Raw genomic sequence first — 16,276 nt, 5'->3', positions numbered from 1 at the left:
CTGCTCCGTTGACTACTTCGAAACTCGTACTACATTGCGGGCTCCACAGAACTGTTATAGATACTTGGTTTGAATAGAGATAGTGTGGGTAATGCTTGCAGAAAGGGTGCGATGCACCCTTGCTGCAAGCAAAACACTCCTGCGACGGCGCCGGCCAGTGACTTCGGTCAGCCGTTGCATGATCGGACAGTCGCCTTATTGACCGCTCTTCGCTGTATTTAGGGCATCGTTCGGCGGCATCGAGTGCGTATCGGACTCGTTCTTGCCGAAATCATTTTTGCCCGGTATCGCATCCAACGGGCTCGACACAGGGTCTCCGTTACGTGTCATGCCGGAAGTTGCCGCGCCATGCGCGCTACCTCCGCCGCTTCCACCATTGCCATTTCCGCCCCCCTGAGCAAACGCGACGCCTGCCACCATAGTAACGGCTGTGCAAGCCAAGGCCACCTTCAGTGCATACTTCATGATGCGTCTCCTACAAGTTCGACGAGATTGATTCGCGTCGGGACTGATGTGCCGCTCACGACGACAAACCGTTTGCGTGGCGGCAGTGCGCAAGCGGTTGAATTCGGCTCGAATACGCTGGATGCGCGTGAGCGAGGGCCCGTGATGAGGATTAGTCGCGCGCCGCCGCCATTAATGACGCAGCGGTCGCCGCATCCATGCGCGATTCGTTGCAATATGCGAGTTCGCTGGCAAGAGCAGCGTAGGCACGGCGGGGTCGGGTCGCACGAAGGGATGCCGAATCAACGCCGAAATTGCGCCGAAAGATGTGACCACGACGACGGCGTATTGAAGGCAATCGGTTCGATTGGTGGAAGATGACTTGTGCTTCAGGCGGGCGCGGGCAGCCGCGGTTTCCGGTGCAATGAGTCCAAATCCGCCGCGTCGCTTTTCGTTCTATCGAGCCGGAAATGCCATTGCTGTGACTTGCTCGACATCGAGCCGCGCGCCTTCGCTGGCAAATCGATCACGTTCTTCGGGCGTGAATGACGAGCGGACAATGTCTCGCGCATGCTCGTAGCTGGACACCGCATGCGGAGGTATCCAATCGCGGTAACCAAGGTCTGCCTGCAGAAGGCGCCTGTCAATCCAGGCAATTGTCCTCGCGGCGTCGGCGAGACGGCCCTGCCGCACCAGCAAATGCGCTACGTAGCAGTAGGGACAGGTCATCGGACCATCCGCATGCATCGACAGCGTGCAAGCGCTGCGCAATTCAAGCTCAGCCGTTTCGATGTCGTCGAGATAAACGAGCGCCGCGCCGCGTACAACCAGGATTTGCGACCGCAGGTGGACACTTCCGGTCACGCTGGCGCTGTCGAGAATATCGTTACATCGCCGCAATGCGGAAGCGAAGTCGCCCGCCATCAAGTCGCAGGCGGCCAGCAAAAATTGGCAGCGGTCTCCGAAGAAGCTGTCGCCACGGCGATGCGCCTGCAATGCAGCATTGGCTAGTCTTCGCGCTTCCTCGGGAGTGCCATCGATATAGTACGTGCAAGCCGCTCTGCACCAATCGGTGTACGTTTGCAACCACGACGGCCATGCGTCGTCGAACAGGGCTTCTGCCTCGGCCAGTGCTGCCTTCGCCGCGTCGCGATCGGTCAGCATGGCAAACTGGAGCGCTGCAACCATCAAGGAGCTGAAGACTCCGAAGCGGTCGTTCAGGCTTTGAAAGAGTCGAGCCGCCTTCAGTGCCGAAGCGGCCTGGCGCTTCGTCTCCGTACGCATGCGCAGGTCCGCGACGGCAAACCAGAAGCGCGCTGCCAGTCGAGGCGGCATTGACTCGTCCACCCAGGGCTCGATCGTGCGGTACAGCCGCGCGCCTTCGTCGTTGAAGCCGCGTGCATCCCATAGCGTGTCCGTGGCGGCGGCAAGCTCGACCGCGATCCGGCGATCGCCCGTTGGTCCAAGTGCCCACGCCACGGCTGCGCGCACATTGTCCAGGTCTGGCGCGATGCGACGCATCCGCGCCAGAGGCTCCTCGAAGGGATCGTCTCCGCTCAGGTTCTCCGCTAGCGCTTCGGCGTGGCGCCGGCGCGTCGCATCCAGCGCACCAGCGACGGCGAGCCGCTCCAAGGCAAAGGACCGGCTGCTTTCGAGCAGCCGGTAGCGCGGCATTCCGCCGCCTTCAATCATCACGAGCGATTTGTCCACCAGCGAGGCCAGGTGATCAATGACTGCCCAGCTATCGATTGTCTGGTCGCTCGCTGCGCGCTGTGCGGCTTCGAGCGAGAAACTGCCCATGAACACGCCGAGCCGGTCGAACACGGTCTGCTCGGGCGCCGTGAGCAGCCCATAACTCCACTGCAGCGCCCGCCGCAAAGTCTGATGGCGAGGCAGCGCGGTTCGAGTTCCGCCCGCCAGCAGCCTCAACCGCTCGTCGAGCCGCAGCCTCAGCCCATGCAGTCCGAGGAGCGCCCCCCGCGCCGCGGCGAACTCGATCGCCAGCGGAATCCCATCGAGCCGCCGACAGATCTCGACCACATCGCCCACGTTGCCGCTGCCGACCGTGAACTTCGGATCGGCGGCCTGGGCGCGGGCGACGAACAGCTGAACCGCGCCAAAGCCCAGCGCGACGGTCGCGTCGGCGCTCGCGGGCACGGCCAGCGCGTCGAGCCGGAAGATCTGCTCCTGATCGATATGCAACGGTTCCTGACTGGTGACCAGCACCCGCACGCCCGGTGCGGCGGCCACGATCCGCGCGACCAGGTCCGCGGCAGGTTCGAGCAGGTGTTCGCAGTTGTCCAGCAACAGCAGCAGTCGCTGATCCCTGATCAGTTGCACCAGCGACGTGAGTCCACCTGCTTCGAGCGCGATCTGGTGCCCCAGCACGCGCGCCACGGTCGGCACGAGAAGTTGAGCGTCCGCCAGCGAGGCCAGTTCGACGAGCCAGGCGCCGTCTGCATAGTCGTTGCGCAGCCGGTGCGCCACGGCCTGGGCCACCCGTGTCTTGCCGATGCCCCCGGGGCCCACCACGCTGACGAGCTGGCAGATCTCCAGCAAACGCGCGAGCGTGACGATGTCGTCCGCACGCCCATAGAGCGGTGGCATCTGGGCCGGCAGATTGCCGCCCGCCCTTACGGACCTCGTCAGGGAAGCGCGCTCTTCCCCAGCGGACTCTCTGTTCGAAGGGACTGCTCTTCTGACAGCCGTATCGACGAAATCAGAAGAAGACCGCTTCAGCGCCGCTTCCCGAACCGATTGCGGCACGCCGATGTCCCCATTGAGCGCCAGCGATGACGAAGGTGCCGTCAGGTCCGGGCCTTCGGCGGAAAATGACCCGACTGGCCGGACGTCGAAAATATAGCCCCGGCGCGGCACCGTCCGAATTAACTGCTGACTTCGATCGCCCAGAGCCGCGCGCAATTCACCGATGCACTGCACCAGCGAATCGTCAGTGACAATAACGTCGCGCCATACGGCGTCGATGAGTTCGATCCTGCCTAGCAGGCGGCCGGGGTGCTGCGCCAGATGCAGCAATAGCGCAAAGGTCTTGGGTCTGAGGGCAACAGGGCGTCCCTCGACGCGCAGTTCGCCGCGCCCTTTATCGATGTCGAATCCGGGGTAGTGCAGTACAGATACGATGGCGTCGCTGACGGAGTCCGGCGTCGTGATGAATTTCGCGGAATTTTCGGCGTTCATTCGGCCAATCGTCGTGTGAGTCGACGCCTCCCTGACTATCCTTGTCCGAGTCATCCATTGATGGAGCATATGACTCTAGGGACCTCGCCGCCAGTGTTTGATGCCTTTTCGGACGCAAGCGTGCATTCGCGCGCTATCCGATAAGGTCCGTTCTGCGCAAGATCATCTTTTAGTGGAAGACATGATTCAAATTGGCGATCGAGACGAAGAGTGATGGAGCAATCCGGTCTCGAAGCATTTGACCGGATTGGCGGATTTCGACTTCCAAACCGCACTCGTTTGCCAAACTCATCAACTATCATGCTTAGAACGCTTAAGGCTTTTGTCGATGCTGTTGGCAAGACAAAAAAGGTCGTCGACTTGCGTCCTGACGATCCTGGAACCTTACGATTAACCGACTCATTCCAGTCGCCACGCTTTATCTATAGAGTGACGTTCGGCTAATACAGGATAAAACGCCGTCACTGAATGGAGGAGGCTATGACGTTCGACGCTTCATCCGCACGATGACCGGTTGAAGATCGGTCACTGGTGACATGATCAGTCTCTACACAATGCAGGCCTTGCACGGCCTGGTCTATGGGATGCTGCTCTTTCTGGTTGCGTCCGGACTGACTCTTATCTTCGGGTTGCTGCGGGTTTTAAATATCGCTCATGCGGCCTTCTATATGTTGGGCGCTTATCTCGCCTATGCGATCGTCGCGATCACAGAGAACTTTTGGCTTTCTCTGCTCATCGCTCCTATTGCGGTGGGATTACTCGGTGCGGCAGTTGAATACGGGCTATTGCGGCGCATCCGCGGGCATGGACAAGAGCGCGAGTTGCTTTTGACTCTCGGTCTGTTTTACATGATCTCCGAAGCAACGCGGTGGATCTGGGGCAGCTATACGTTGGAGGTTCCAACGCCCTCGTTGCTGGCCGGATCGATTCCCCTGTTGGGCGGACGATATCCGACATATCGCCTGTTCATTCTCGCATTCTCAGGTCTGATTTGCGTGCTTCTGGGGATTGTCCTCAACCGGACGCGGCTTGGCATCGTCATTCTTTCCTGCGTTTCGGATCGAGAAATGGTGAGTGCGCTGGGTGTCAACACGGGTCTGGTGATGACCACGGTTTTTGGCCTGGGTTCTGCCCTCGCTGCTATCGCTGGAGTCGTTGCGGCTCCTTTCCTGCAGGTCGAACCATCGATGGGACAGGCAATTCTCGTCGATACTTTTGTCGTTGTCGTAATCGGCGGATTCGGATCGCTTTCTGGAGCGTTGATATCCTCCATTCTGATCGGTGAGATACAGTCATTCGGGATACTTTTCGTTCCACAGTTTGCACTCGTTTTTCAATTCCTTCTGATGGCGGCAGTGCTGATAGTCAGGCCACAAGGCCTATTGGGGAAGACGCGGTGATCCTGCTCGCCGGATGGATTTCAGCGCTCATCGCGCTCTACCTTCTACCTCTGATTCTGGACATCGCTTCGCTGCGACTTGTCATAGAGATACTTTACTTTGGCCTTTTTGCCGCCTCGTTCAATCTTCTGTTCGGGTATGGCGGAATGCTTTCTTTCGGTCATGCAGCCGCGTTCGGAATAGGTGGTTACGCAGCCGGTCTGACATGGAAATTCCTCGGTGCCGTGCCAGTTCCACTGACTTTGATTGGTTGCGCGCTCTCTGGCGCATCTTTGGGGATCGTCGTGGGAGTCCTTTGTGTTCGTTCTCGAGGCACGTCTTTTTCGATGCTCACGCTGGCCTTCAGTCAATTTCTCTTTGCAGTCGCACTGAAATGGCGGACCGTGACGAGGGGCGACGACGGCCTGAGCGTTCGTCCGCCGGATTTGCGCTTGCCAGGCGGGCTTCTGTTGCACATGAACGAGCCACGGCACTTTTACTGGCTTGAACTGACGGTGGTGATGCTGTGCATTGCTGCGATATGGCACATCACCCGCACACCATTGGGAAACGCCTCAGTGACAGTGCGCGAAAACGACGAGCGGGCTGCATCGCTTGGCTACAATGTTTTCGCCACAAGGTTGAGCGTGTTCTGTATTGCATCTTCTTTTGCGGCGGTCGCGGGTGGACTCTTTGCGAGCTTTCAGGAACTTGTGTCGCCTGAAGCACTGGATTTCAACACCAGTGCCGAGGTGGTGTTGATCGCGCTTCTCGGCGGTACCGGAACACTTGTCGGGCCTCTATTAGGTGCAGCAGCTTATATTCTGTTACAAGACTGGCTGTCGAGTATCAGCGAACACTGGCCGTTCGTGGTCGGTCTGCTGTTCGTCCTGCTAATACTGTTCATGCGTACCGGTTTGGCTGGCATCGTCGGGCCTGCGGGTCCAATCCAATTTCTGATCGGAATGTGGCGTTCACCCACGCGAGAACAGCCATGAACCCCATGCTCGAACTCCGCGAAATTCATCACGATTTTTGCGGGTTTCGTGTGTTGGCGGGAATCGACCTGAAGATCTTTCCGGGTGAGCGGCACGCGATCATCGGACCGAATGGCGCAGGCAAGACGACGTTGTTCAATATCATCAGCGGGCGCTTGCATCCAAGGCAAGGGGGAATTTTCTATAAACAAAAGGACATCACGCGGATGTCTCCCTATCGTATCGCCCGCCTAGGTGTTGCTCGTTCCTTCCAAAGTATCAACACCTTTCCGCGCCTGACTGTCTTCGAGTCCGTGCGAAGTGCTGTTTTATCCCGCCGCGGCAGCCGACTCGATTTCTGGCACGTCGTCGATCATCAGGAATCCGCAGCCCGGGAGGCAAATTATGTTCTCGGATTGCTGGAGCTACTCGAGCGACGCGACACGCCGGCATGCGCGCTTTCATACGGCGAACAGCGACAGCTGGAGATTGCGCTCACCATCGCGACGTCTCCTCAATTGATCCTGCTCGATGAACCGACCGCAGGTCTCGACGTCGACGAATCACAGAAGGTCGTCGAGTTGATTCGTCAGATAAGCAAGAACAAGACGCTCGTGATGATTGAGCATGACATGGACGTCGTTTTCGCAGTGGCCGACCGCATTAGCGTACTTCACTATGGTACGTTGCTCGCGTGCGGGACACCGGATGAAATACGCCATAGCAAGGATGTCCAGTCGGCGTATCTCGGATCGGACTCTCGCGCGGGAAAAAGATCATGATGAAAGCCACGGAGTTGCACGCCTACTATGAAAAATCGCACGTTCTTCAAGGTGCGTCTTTGATGATCGACGATGGTGAGGTTGTTTGTCTTTTGGGCCGAAATGGTGTCGGCAAGTCGACGACACTGAAGTCCATGATGGGACTCGTCAAGCTGGCGTCAGGCTCAGTGGTCTTTAATGGCAGAAACATAACCAATTTTCCGGCTCACTCCATTGCGAGGCTGGGTTTTGGATATGTGCCCGAGGAGCGCCGTATCTTTCCGACTATCACCGTGAAGGAAAATCTTCTGATCGGAATGAAAGAGGCACCGCCGTCAGCCAGCGCCACGAACGGCAACCGCTGGACCTTGGACCGCGTCTATGAGTTCTTTCCGAGGCTGCGAGAGCGGAATGCCCAGCGTGCCGGTACCTTGTCCGGCGGCGAGCAGAAAATGCTCTGCACCGGTCGCGCGCTAATGGGCAACCCAAGCTTGCTATTGGTAGACGAGCCAACCGAGGGACTCGCTCCCGCAATCATCACGCAAGTCGAGAGAATACTCAGCGCGGCTCATCACGATGGCACGGCCATCCTGCTTGTCGATCAGACGATGGGGCTCGCGCTGTCGCTCGGAAGCCGCTTCTATGTGATGTCGAAGGGACGCATCGTGTTTGACGGCAGCTCGGTGGATTTGATTGCGGACGAGCAAGTCAGAAAGCGATATCTGGAGTTATGAAAATGCGCACTTAGGGTGCGTGACCGCTTCTTCAGAGAGGCTAATCATGAACGTTCGAACCGGTCGGCGCACGTTTGTCAAAGGCGTCGCTGCGGCTGGCGCCGTTGCTGTCGGACCATGGATTGTCGCGCGCCCTGCCTGGAGTCAGAGTAGTTCCATCAAGATTGGTGTAATTGAACCACTGTCGGGGCCGGTAGCCTATGTTGGAGGGGCTTTCGTCGCGGCCGCCAGATTCGGCGCTTACAAGCTCAATCGGACCGGCGGGGTGCTCGGACGGCAGGTGGAGATCGTACCCGCGGATAGTGAACTCAAACCCGACGTCGCAACTCGCCGCGCGAATGATCTGCTCTACCGTGAGAAGGTAGACGTTCTTGCGGTTGGGCCCGGATCGGCTGTTGCGAAGGCGGTTTCTCAGGTTGCCAACCTGAATCGAAAGCTATTCGTCACATACGCTTCTGAAGCCGCTGAACTTACGGGTGAAGAGTTCCTGGACACGACCTTTCGGTGCTGCCTGAATACCGATATGCACTCGAGAATACTCGCTTTCTACTTCACCAGAATGGCGAAGCACAAGCCCGCAAGATTCTATCTTCTGAACCAGGACTACAATTTCGGACACGCTTGCGCGGATGGCTTCAAAAAGGCATTCGACAAGATGAAGGCGCCCAATCAGAGCATTGTCGGGGATGAATACCACCCGCTCCAGAAGGTCCAGGATTTTGGTCCGTACGTCACCAAGATCATGGCTTCCGATGCTGACGTCGTCATCACCGGGGACTGGGGCCAGGATCTGCGCCTGCTGCTCCAACAGGGGAAGTCCTTGGGCTGGAAGGTGAAGACGGGCGGATACTTTCTCAGCGATCCCACAGTATTGCAAGCGGTGAAGGACGCGGCGGTCGGTCATATCACCGCGAACGTTTATCACACAACGCTCGATACTCCGGAAAACATAGCGGATATCCGGGAATGGCGCGATTACTATCCTGACGCCCCGATCAGTTACAAATATCCGGACCTCATCGTGGTAAGTGCGATTTTGTGGATCGGTGACGTGATAAAGCGAGCAGGCACGCTGGATACTGCCAGGTTGATTTCGACGTGGGAGGGAGCCAGATTTGCAGCAGTTTGGGGCGACGTGGAAATGCGAGCATGCGATCATCAGATGCAGACTCCCGCGTTTGTATCGGAGATACTCGAGCCGGAACAAATACCCGTCGAGATTCGCTACTACGGCAATGCTTTCCCCTTCATTGGCAGACCGACCCGAATTCCGAAAGATGAACTGACGGTAATCCCAAAGGACACAGGCAATCCGCGCTGCGCTTGAATTGTCCAACCTGTGGCAGGACGACGCACGATTCGATGCCGACTTGCCGACCGCCTTCACTTTCATTCGCTACGAAGAGCGTTTATATCTTCGTCCAGACGATTGCAGGCTTGGACATCGTTCATTTGGCGAGCAGGCGGACAGACGATTGTCTGGTGACGACGCGAAGAGTTACGCCGGTTCGCTTGCCCTCAGAAGTTCAATCGCCCATTCGACGAATACGCGCACCTTGGAGGCGAGATGCCGATTAGCCGGATAGGCAATGTGCACAGCGACGTCATCGCCGCGCCAATCGGGAAAGAGGCGCACGAGCGCGCCGGAGCGAAGGTGCGGGGTGACGAGGAACGCATAGGTGGTGAGTACGCCGAGCCCTGCAAGTCCAGCCGCTAGCGCGGCGCTCGAGTCGTTGACACTTAACCGATGACTGCCGTGGATTTCGAAGAGCTGTTTCTCCCGATGGAGTTGAAAGACGAAGTCTCGCCCCGAGCGCGGCGAATTCATGCGGACGATCGTATGGCCTTGCATGAGATCCGCGGGCTCGCGGGGCAGGCCATGGCGCTGAATGTAGGCGGGCGACGCGCACGTCACGAGCGGCAGCGTGCCGGCAGAGCGCGCGATCAGCGAGTCGCTGAGCAATGGCCCGAGACGCAGAACACAGTCAAGGTTCTCCGCGATGAGATCAACCGACCGGTTACCGACGCTCAGCTCGACCTGGACATCGGGATAGCGCGCAAAGAAGTCCGGCATGGCCGGGACGAACAATTGATACGCCAACGAGCCGGGCAGTTCCACTCTGATTTTTCCCTTCGGCGAACGGGTTGCGCTCAGGACACTGCCATCCAGCGAGCCAACCTCGTCGAGCACGCGAATCGAGCCCTCGTAATAGATCTGGCCTTCCTGCGTCAGCGTGAGTTGACGACTTGTACGGTGCAGCAGCCGCACCCCCAGTTCTTTTTCGAGTTCCTGTATGAGGCGGGTGACGGACGATTTGGGCACATTCATGAGGTCTGCAGCACGCGTAAAAGTGCCTGAGTCGACGACACGAACGAAGGTCTGCATTGCGGCCAGCTTATCCATGCATCAGTCCTGTCAGATTGGGATGCATGCCGGTCGCGCGGCGATACGGATGTTTGCGTCGTGCGAGGATGCATGCGATGTGCTGCGGCATTCTCGCACGGCGCCGGTGCCGAAAGCGTGTCGTAAGCGTCGGTCGCCGGTGCGCTTGCGCCGCCATCAAGCCTCGCTCAGGAAGCTGACCAATGCCTGATATGCGTGCCCCCGGTTCTTTTCGAGCATGAGCATGTGGGTCGCTTCGCCCAGTTCGAGCCAACGCTTGTCCGGCGATCCGCTCAGATGCGCAAAGTAATCCTGCGCAAGCGCGAGCGGCACGTCGACATCCCATTCGCCATGAATCAGCAGGACCGGCACTTCGATGTGGCCCGGGTCATAAAATGCCTTACCTGCTCCCCAGTACTCGCGAATGTCCTGAATCGGCCCGTTCGCGACACGGATCGACTGGTTCTCGCGCAACGCCTCGTCGGGCTCGGTGCGAACCGTGTTGTCGAGCCATGCTTCGAAGCCACCATCCGGTATCAGTGTGCTGCGCTTCCACTCGGGGGCGGCACTGACCCAGCGCTCGCGCGCATCGGCCGCGCGCACCACCCGGTAACCACCCAGCGGGCCACCTGGGTCCAGTGGGATTGGCTTGTCGCTGACCCACTGCGGTGCAACGAGCCCGAGCCTGCGAACCTTGTGACCGTTGCGGGCGGTGAACGCGCCAGTCACGCTGCCGCCCCAGGACATGCCGATCACATTGGTACGCGCGATGCCTGAAGTGCGCAGCACGAAGTTCACGGCGCTCGTGAAGTCGCGCAAGCCGGATTCGGTACGCCCCAGCGGCTCGCTCTGCGCCGCGGCGACACGCATTTGCGGTGGTCGTGTCGACTCACCATAGCCGCGTGCATCCACGGCGTAAGCATCGAAGCCAGCGCGAGCGAGGTAGTCCATAAACGAATATCCGCCGATCTGCGTGTCGTAGAGGCTGCCGGATCCGTAGGTCGCGCCGTGCATCAACATCACGGTGCGTGCTTCGCCAAAGTCGGTGCGGCCTGCCGGCCGCTTGTTGCGGATGTGAAGCTCGATCTCGGGCGTATCGCTCGGGATCATGAAGTCGCGGGATTCGATCTGTGCTTGCGTTGCCATGATGTTTGCTCTCTTGGTGGAGAGGTTCAGCGGGGCAGCCAGGCGAAGCCGCCGGACCGCCTTTCGACCACGCCCACGGACGTTCCGGGGAAATGACTGCTGAAGAACAGCGCGTGGCGGTCTGCTGCGTGGTTCAGCGCCCAGAGCCGCGAGCGTGCGGCATCGTCGGGAAACTCGCAGAAAGTCGAGTTCCACTCGGGCTTGGCTATCTGAATCGGGTGATGCATGACGTCACCTGAAAACAGCGCATGCTGCTCTTCAGACGTGAAACCGATCGACAGATGGTCGAAGCTGTGGCCTTTGGTTCGATAGAACGTGAAGCCCTCCAGGCCTTCGAGCGTGGGCTGGCTATGTGCGTCGATCAACAGGGCCTGGCCCGCATCGATAATCGGCTGCACACTGTCCTCGAATACGCCGGCGCTCGGTGTCTGCACGTGCGCTTCGTCGGCATAGAAACGGTACTCGGCATCCGAGAACACGTAGGTCGCATTGGCGAATGTCGGGCGCCACGCGTCACCTTTGCGCACCGTGTTCCAGCCGACGTGATCGACGTGCAGGTGCGTGATCAGCACGAAGTCGACGTCGGCCGGCTGAACGCCGGCTGCCGCAAGGCGCTGCAGGTACGGCGTATCGAGTTGATCGAACACGGGGTTCAGCGGTCGATGCTTGCCGTTGCCGGCACCCGTGTCGATCAGGACGGTTTTGCCCTCCGTCTGCACGACCCAGGTATGCACGCTCAACGCGAGGGTCTCACCGTCTTGCGACACGTTCTCGCGGCCGATCCGTGGCGGCGGATTGTTGGCAAGGATCGTGCGATCCCGGTCGGGAAACAGGTAGGCCGAAGGAATCTCGGGAAGCACGAGCTCGGCGACCCGTGTTACGGTCGCACTGCCGATCCGATATCGATGAACGGTGTCCACTTTGATTGCTGATCCTTTTGGAAGAGGCCGCGACGATGTGCCGAGGCGTGGACGTATAGTCGTGCTTCCCGCCGTCTGGAAGAAGCGGGGCCGGGCGAAAGCATGGTTGCGGAAAAACGAACGGTGTGACCCCGGGACTGGACTGGATCGCCGCTGAGGGTGCAATGGCGCTGACTGACCGACTGCGGCAACAGCTTTTTCCGGGTTTCCGGGCACGGCGGCCGGGTTGTCATGAATGACGCGGACCGAACTCGGGAAGGCGGCATAACCCCCGGCGGTCTCGGCCTAGAATTCTCCGAGGAGGTGCCAATCATGTCAGCTACCAGGCGCAACGATCCAGGCCATCGGGCCTATCAAGCCGCACTGAACAGAACGACCCGCTACCCTTCGGAGCACGTCACGTTGACAGCTAGTTCGAGGAAAAAGCTGCGCCAAAGTGCGCCGCATCGCAAGATCGGGCGCGGCAAGGTCGGTGTCGGCGGCAAGAACAGCGAAAGGTAGGATGGCTCCTGGTGACCTCAACGAGACACCACACCGGACGATCGATTGTTAGCGCCGCGTCGGACCGCGCCTCGCCCGGTTGCGCGGGCGGCCTTCGGCCCCCGCAGGCGCCGCCGCAATCACCTCGCGCCGCAGCCATGCCCGAAACGCATCGATCGCGGCGAGTCTCTTGCTGTCGGCTCGCCACACGATGTAATTACCGTGTACGTCGACGATGCTGCGCCGCCACAGCCGCATCAGCCGGCCATCCGCCAGTTCCGCCTCGACCAGCGAGCGTCGCGCCAGCGCGATGCCGGCGCCGCCCACGGCCGCGTTCAGCATGCTGCTCACGTCATCGAATGAAGGGGCGTCGGCCGGTACTTCCAGTGCGAGGGCCACTGCCTGGAACCACGGCTCCCAAGGCTGAGTCGCCTGCACGAGCAACGTGCATTGCGCGAGGTCCGCGAGTCGGCGCGGCAGCCGGCCGTTGCGATAAGCAGGGCTTGCAACCGGGAAGACCTCTTCGTCCATCAGCTTCTCGCTGGCAAGGCCCGGCCAATGGCCAGGGCCGTAGCGCAACGCGACATCGATTCCATCGCGCTCGTCCAGGCGTGCAAGCTGCACGCTGGCGCGCACGTCGATCGTGATCCCTGGATGCTCGGCATGAAAGCGTGGCAGTCGCGGTGCGAGCCAGCGCGCGGCAAACGACGGCAACGCGCTGACCGTTAGCGTGGTGTTGCCCTTCGATGCGTTCGCGCGCCGAACCGCTCTTGCCGAAGACAGACCGAACGCGCGCTCGAGTACCTTGAGCCCTTGACGGACCTGCAACGCGAGTGCGAATGCCGCATGGGTTGGCTCGACACCCGTGCGGCCACGTGAAAACAGCGCGACGTCGAGCTGCGATTCGAGCGCCCGCACGTGCTGGCTGACAGCGCCTTGCGTGAGGGCGAGTTCGTCAGCCGCACGTGTAAAGCTACGCAGCCGTACGGCAGCTTCGAAAGCACGCAACGTCTGAAGGGGTGGGAGGCGGGCGGTCGTCATCAGGCATTAGTATCACTAATGCCGAAAGATCACAATATATCGTTTGAGCGCGGGTGGGCGTCTCTTTAGACTTTGTGCATGAATGCTTATCGACTCTATTTTTCGCCCGGTGCATGCTCGCTGGCCGCGCATATCGTGCTTGAAGAAACGGGGGCGCCGTTCGAGCTGATCTCAGTGCCCGTCGCTGAGGGAGCCAATCTGCAACCCGGCTATCTCGCGGTCAACCCGAAGGGCCGGGTGCCGGCGCTCGCGATTCCCGGCGAACCACGCGTACTGACGGAACTCCCAGCAATCGTGACGTTTATCGCGCGGCGCCATTACCAAACCCTGGCCATGCTGCCGACAGCCCCCGTCGATGAAGCCCGCTGCCATGAGTGGTTCGCATGGCTCGCGGGCTGGGTGCACGGCGTCGGCTTCGGTGGCCTGTGGCGACCCGCACGTTTCGTCGCAGAGGTGTCGTTGCATGCCGCGGTGTCCGCACACGCTCGACAGACTATTGAGGCCGCGTTTGCGCAGATCGAGAGCACGCTCACCGACGGATGTTCGTACGCGTTGCCATGCGGCTACACGATCGTCGATCCGTTTCTACTTGTTCTCTATCGGTGGGGCATGCGCATCGGCCTACCGATGGGTGACAGGTATCAGGCTTGGACTGCATCGGCGAGGCGCGTCGTTGAACGGCCGGCGGTACAGCGCGCGCTCCATAGTGAAGGCATTTCGCTCGAGATTTGACGTCCGCGCCCGCGCCCGCTTTGGAACGCCTGCCTGCGCCCGCCCACAACGCCGCCCGAACGAAAGACCTCCGCGCAGTCTTATCGGCAGAACTGCAAGGTGGCATCGGCGACCTCCCGAGGCGCTTCGCGCTGCGGAAAGTGGCCGACACCATCGAGAACTTTCCGTTCATATCGCCCAAGGAAGAAGGACTCCCGTCCGCTCGAACTATCGGGATGATTGCAGGTGTCCGCACCGCCGTGCAGCACCAGCGTTGCAACCGATAGCGCCGGTGCCGGATTCAGACGCGCTTCATCGTCGGCATAGGCGGGGTCTCCGTCGACAAAGCCCCAACGATGTCGGTAGGAATGGAGCACGATGTCGGCCCAGTCGTCGCCCACGAATGACTGCGCCGCTTCGTCGAAGTCGGCCGGCTTGTACCAGTCGGCCGGCGCCCAGCTATCCCACATCTGCCGGGCGAAGGCCTCACGTTCGTCCCGTAGCACGCGTGCGCCTCGCGGTGTAGCCATAAACCAGTGATACCAATAATTGCGTACCTGCTGCAGGGTCAGTATCTGGTCCGGAGCATTGGTGCCGTATCCCACCGATAGCATCACCAGATGTGAAGCCACGCGATCTCGCAGACCGCACGCATTGGCGACCGCGCGTGCGCCCCAATCATGTCCGACCAGGACCGGCCGCTCGACTTCCATCACGTCGACGAAATCCAGAAGATCGCGCCCCAGCGCGGACAACTGGCCGCTGCGATGCGTGGTCGTATCGAGAAACCGGGTGGGCGCGAAGCCGCGCAGAGCAGGCGCGAGCACGCGGTAACCCGAATCGGCCAGAATACGCGCGACGCTCTTCCAGCACTGCGGGCTGTCCGGCCAGCCATGCAGCAGCACCGCAGTTTGCGCTCCCTGCGGGTTCCATTCGAGATAGGCAATGTCGAGCCGCTGGGTAGCGGCGTGGCGGTAGGTGTTCATGGTTTTCCTCGTGCAATCGGGGTAGTGCCACGATAGCTCGACGTCTCATTGCGATTGGTGAATAATCACGACTCATTGGTGATTATTCGCGTTGAATCATTCGATGGACATTCTGCCCACCGCCGACGGTGTTCCGCTCGATACCGTATTGCTCCGCACTTTTCTCGAAGTCGTGGACAGCGGCAGCTTTGCCACGGCCGCCGAGCGTCTGGCGCTGACGCCTTCGGCCGTGAGCGGCCATATCAAGCGCCTGGAACAAATGGTCGGCGTTGATCTGCTGACACGCACGACTCGCCACCTGGCGTTGACGCAGGGCGGCGACACCTTGTATGCGTACGGCCGCAACATTCTCGATCTGGAACGCGAGGCCCGCGCGAAACTGCGCGGCGCGCCGCTGCGTGGGTTACTGCGGGTCGGTGCATCGGAAGATTTTGCCGGCACCTGGCTGCCCCAGGTGCTACAGCGTTTTCGTCAGCGACATCCCGAGGCGACGATCGACCTCAAAGTCGGCATCACAGCCGATCTGTTGCGCCAGCAGGAGCGCGGTCGTCTCGAACTCGTGTTCGGCAAGCAATGCAGCCGTATCGCAAAAGGCGGTGAGCTGCTGTGGGAAGAGCCGCTAGTCTGGGCCTACGCGCAACATGAACCTCTGGATCTCGACCAGCCGCTGCCGCTGGCCGTTTTTCCCGATCCGTGCATCTATCGAGAGTCGGCGATCACGGCACTCAACAAGGCGGGGCGCGCATGGCGCCTCGTGTTCGAGAGCAGCAGCATGGCGGGCTGCCTGTCGGCGGCGAGTTCGGGTTTTGCTGTTACCGTCATCGCCGATAGCCAGCGAGCCGAAGGCTTGCGCCTGCTGGGTCGCAAAGAAGGATTGCCCGCGTTGCCGGTTGTACGTTTCTACGCGTTTCCTCGCTCCGACTCGCCCGCCTGCGCGGATTTGATAGCTGCCGCACGTCGGGCAGGCCAGCAAGGTCGCTTCAGTCCACGCGCACTTCGCGGGTGACCGGTCTGTCATTTGCATGGGATGGCGCCGGCGCAGACGGCGCAGCGGTATCGAGCGCAATGCAGCGAGATATCCGACGTCTCATGAGAAAATTTCATCCGCGCACGCTC

Annotated in this window: 14 protein-coding genes; 7 read left to right on the top strand and 7 right to left on the bottom strand. The window is 60.2% G+C overall.

What is annotated here, in order from left to right:
• Window positions 1-195: 195 nt before the first annotated feature.
• Both VSR82_RS23615 and VSR82_RS23610 read right to left on the bottom strand, forming a co-directional pair.
• Window positions 196-465 (bottom strand): hypothetical protein, encoded by a 270-nt coding sequence (locus tag VSR82_RS23615; RefSeq protein WP_410851288.1) that lies wholly within the window; start codon window positions 463-465, stop codon window positions 196-198.
• A gap of 435 nt (window positions 466-900) precedes the next feature.
• Window positions 901-3,642, bottom strand: coding sequence for an ATP-binding protein (locus VSR82_RS23610; protein WP_498858107.1), 2,742 nt, complete (start codon window positions 3,640-3,642; stop codon window positions 901-903).
• A 536-nt stretch (window positions 3,643-4,178) separates the two neighbouring features.
• Between VSR82_RS23610 and VSR82_RS23605 the strand changes: the two genes are divergently transcribed.
• Genes VSR82_RS23605 through VSR82_RS23585 form a run of 5 tightly spaced genes read left to right on the top strand, consistent with a single transcriptional unit; the run spans window position 4,179 to window position 8,820 of the window.
• Window positions 4,179-5,042: a branched-chain amino acid ABC transporter permease gene (locus VSR82_RS23605; protein ID WP_498858106.1), complete on the top strand. Its 864-nt coding sequence runs from the start codon at window positions 4,179-4,181 to the stop codon at window positions 5,040-5,042.
• The gene (locus VSR82_RS23600; RefSeq protein ID WP_498858105.1) at window positions 5,039-6,019 is read left to right on the top strand and encodes a branched-chain amino acid ABC transporter permease; all 981 of its coding nucleotides are present in this window, start codon (window positions 5,039-5,041) and stop codon (window positions 6,017-6,019) included. The genes VSR82_RS23605 and VSR82_RS23600 overlap by 4 nt, the downstream gene beginning before the upstream one ends.
• Window positions 6,016-6,780, top strand: coding sequence for an ABC transporter ATP-binding protein (locus VSR82_RS23595; protein WP_429463202.1), 765 nt, complete (start codon window positions 6,016-6,018; stop codon window positions 6,778-6,780). Before VSR82_RS23600 ends, VSR82_RS23595 begins: the two co-directional genes overlap by 4 nt.
• On the top strand, window positions 6,777-7,493 hold the full coding sequence (locus VSR82_RS23590) for an ABC transporter ATP-binding protein (protein WP_429463204.1): 717 nt from the start codon (window positions 6,777-6,779) through the stop codon (window positions 7,491-7,493). The genes VSR82_RS23595 and VSR82_RS23590 overlap by 4 nt, the downstream gene beginning before the upstream one ends.
• 46 nt (window positions 7,494-7,539) lie before the next feature.
• Entirely contained in the window at window positions 7,540-8,820 is a 1,281-nt protein-coding gene (locus VSR82_RS23585) for an ABC transporter substrate-binding protein (protein WP_368581332.1), read from the top strand.
• 171 nt (window positions 8,821-8,991) lie between these two features.
• Here VSR82_RS23585 and VSR82_RS23580 read toward each other — a convergent pair whose 3' ends face one another.
• The 4 genes from VSR82_RS23580 to VSR82_RS23565 all read right to left on the bottom strand — a co-directional run bounded on the left by VSR82_RS23580 (window position 8,992) and on the right by VSR82_RS23565 (window position 13,463).
• A complete protein-coding gene (locus VSR82_RS23580; protein ID WP_429463207.1) occupies window positions 8,992-9,897 on the bottom strand; it encodes a LysR family transcriptional regulator in 906 nt (301 codons plus the stop codon).
• A 156-nt stretch (window positions 9,898-10,053) separates the two neighbouring features.
• Window positions 10,054-11,022 (bottom strand): alpha/beta hydrolase, encoded by a 969-nt coding sequence (locus VSR82_RS23575; protein ID WP_429463209.1) that lies wholly within the window; start codon window positions 11,020-11,022, stop codon window positions 10,054-10,056.
• A 26-nt stretch (window positions 11,023-11,048) separates the two neighbouring features.
• A complete protein-coding gene (locus VSR82_RS23570) occupies window positions 11,049-11,942 on the bottom strand; it encodes an MBL fold metallo-hydrolase (RefSeq protein WP_429463211.1) in 894 nt (297 codons plus the stop codon).
• A 549-nt stretch (window positions 11,943-12,491) separates the two neighbouring features.
• Window positions 12,492-13,463: a LysR substrate-binding domain-containing protein gene (locus VSR82_RS23565; protein WP_429463213.1), complete on the bottom strand. Its 972-nt coding sequence runs from the start codon at window positions 13,461-13,463 to the stop codon at window positions 12,492-12,494.
• Window positions 13,464-13,541: 78 nt separating this feature from the next.
• Here VSR82_RS23565 and VSR82_RS23560 point away from each other — a divergent pair, with 78 nt between their 5' ends.
• Window positions 13,542-14,195, top strand: coding sequence for a glutathione S-transferase family protein (locus tag VSR82_RS23560; RefSeq protein WP_498858104.1), 654 nt, complete (start codon window positions 13,542-13,544; stop codon window positions 14,193-14,195).
• An 80-nt stretch (window positions 14,196-14,275) separates the two neighbouring features.
• On the opposite strand, the gene VSR82_RS23555 is transcribed toward VSR82_RS23560, so the two are convergent.
• Window positions 14,276-15,160: an alpha/beta fold hydrolase gene (locus VSR82_RS23555; RefSeq protein ID WP_429463217.1), complete on the bottom strand. Its 885-nt coding sequence runs from the start codon at window positions 15,158-15,160 to the stop codon at window positions 14,276-14,278.
• Between the two features lie 103 nt (window positions 15,161-15,263).
• Between VSR82_RS23555 and VSR82_RS23550 the strand changes: the two genes are divergently transcribed.
• Complete coding sequence (locus VSR82_RS23550) at window positions 15,264-16,166, top strand: LysR substrate-binding domain-containing protein (RefSeq protein WP_429463219.1); 903 nt, start codon at window positions 15,264-15,266, stop codon at window positions 16,164-16,166.
• Window positions 16,167-16,276 lie beyond the last annotated feature (110 nt).

Origin of the sequence: Burkholderia sp. JPY481, assembly GCF_038900515.1 — a bacterium.
GTDB classification, from domain to species: domain Bacteria; phylum Pseudomonadota; class Gammaproteobacteria; order Burkholderiales; family Burkholderiaceae; genus Paraburkholderia; species Paraburkholderia youngii.
The sequence above is the reverse complement of the archived record's forward strand: the minus strand, read 5'-3'. Positions and strand labels throughout refer to the sequence as shown.

What these genes read in the sequence shown, in the direction of transcription:
- VSR82_RS23615 (WP_410851288.1), bottom strand. Translation starts at nt 465, where the DNA reads ATGAAGTATGCACTGAAGGTGGCCTTGGCTTGCACAGCCGTTACTATG.
- VSR82_RS23610 (WP_498858107.1), bottom strand. Translation starts at nt 3,642, where the DNA reads ATGAACGCCGAAAATTCCGCGAAATTCATCACGACGCCGGACTCCGTC.
- VSR82_RS23605 (WP_498858106.1), top strand. Translation starts at nt 4,179, where the DNA reads ATGATCAGTCTCTACACAATGCAGGCCTTGCACGGCCTGGTCTATGGG.
- VSR82_RS23595 (WP_429463202.1), top strand. Translation starts at nt 6,016, where the DNA reads ATGAACCCCATGCTCGAACTCCGCGAAATTCATCACGATTTTTGCGGG.
- VSR82_RS23590 (WP_429463204.1), top strand. Translation starts at nt 6,777, where the DNA reads ATGATGAAAGCCACGGAGTTGCACGCCTACTATGAAAAATCGCACGTT.
- VSR82_RS23585 (WP_368581332.1), top strand. Translation starts at nt 7,540, where the DNA reads ATGAACGTTCGAACCGGTCGGCGCACGTTTGTCAAAGGCGTCGCTGCG.
- VSR82_RS23580 (WP_429463207.1), bottom strand. Translation starts at nt 9,897, where the DNA reads ATGGATAAGCTGGCCGCAATGCAGACCTTCGTTCGTGTCGTCGACTCA.
- VSR82_RS23575 (WP_429463209.1), bottom strand. Translation starts at nt 11,022, where the DNA reads ATGGCAACGCAAGCACAGATCGAATCCCGCGACTTCATGATCCCGAGC.
- VSR82_RS23565 (WP_429463213.1), bottom strand. Translation starts at nt 13,463, where the DNA reads ATGACGACCGCCCGCCTCCCACCCCTTCAGACGTTGCGTGCTTTCGAA.
- VSR82_RS23560 (WP_498858104.1), top strand. Translation starts at nt 13,542, where the DNA reads ATGAATGCTTATCGACTCTATTTTTCGCCCGGTGCATGCTCGCTGGCC.
- VSR82_RS23555 (WP_429463217.1), bottom strand. Translation starts at nt 15,160, where the DNA reads ATGAACACCTACCGCCACGCCGCTACCCAGCGGCTCGACATTGCCTAT.
- VSR82_RS23550 (WP_429463219.1), top strand. Translation starts at nt 15,264, where the DNA reads ATGGACATTCTGCCCACCGCCGACGGTGTTCCGCTCGATACCGTATTG.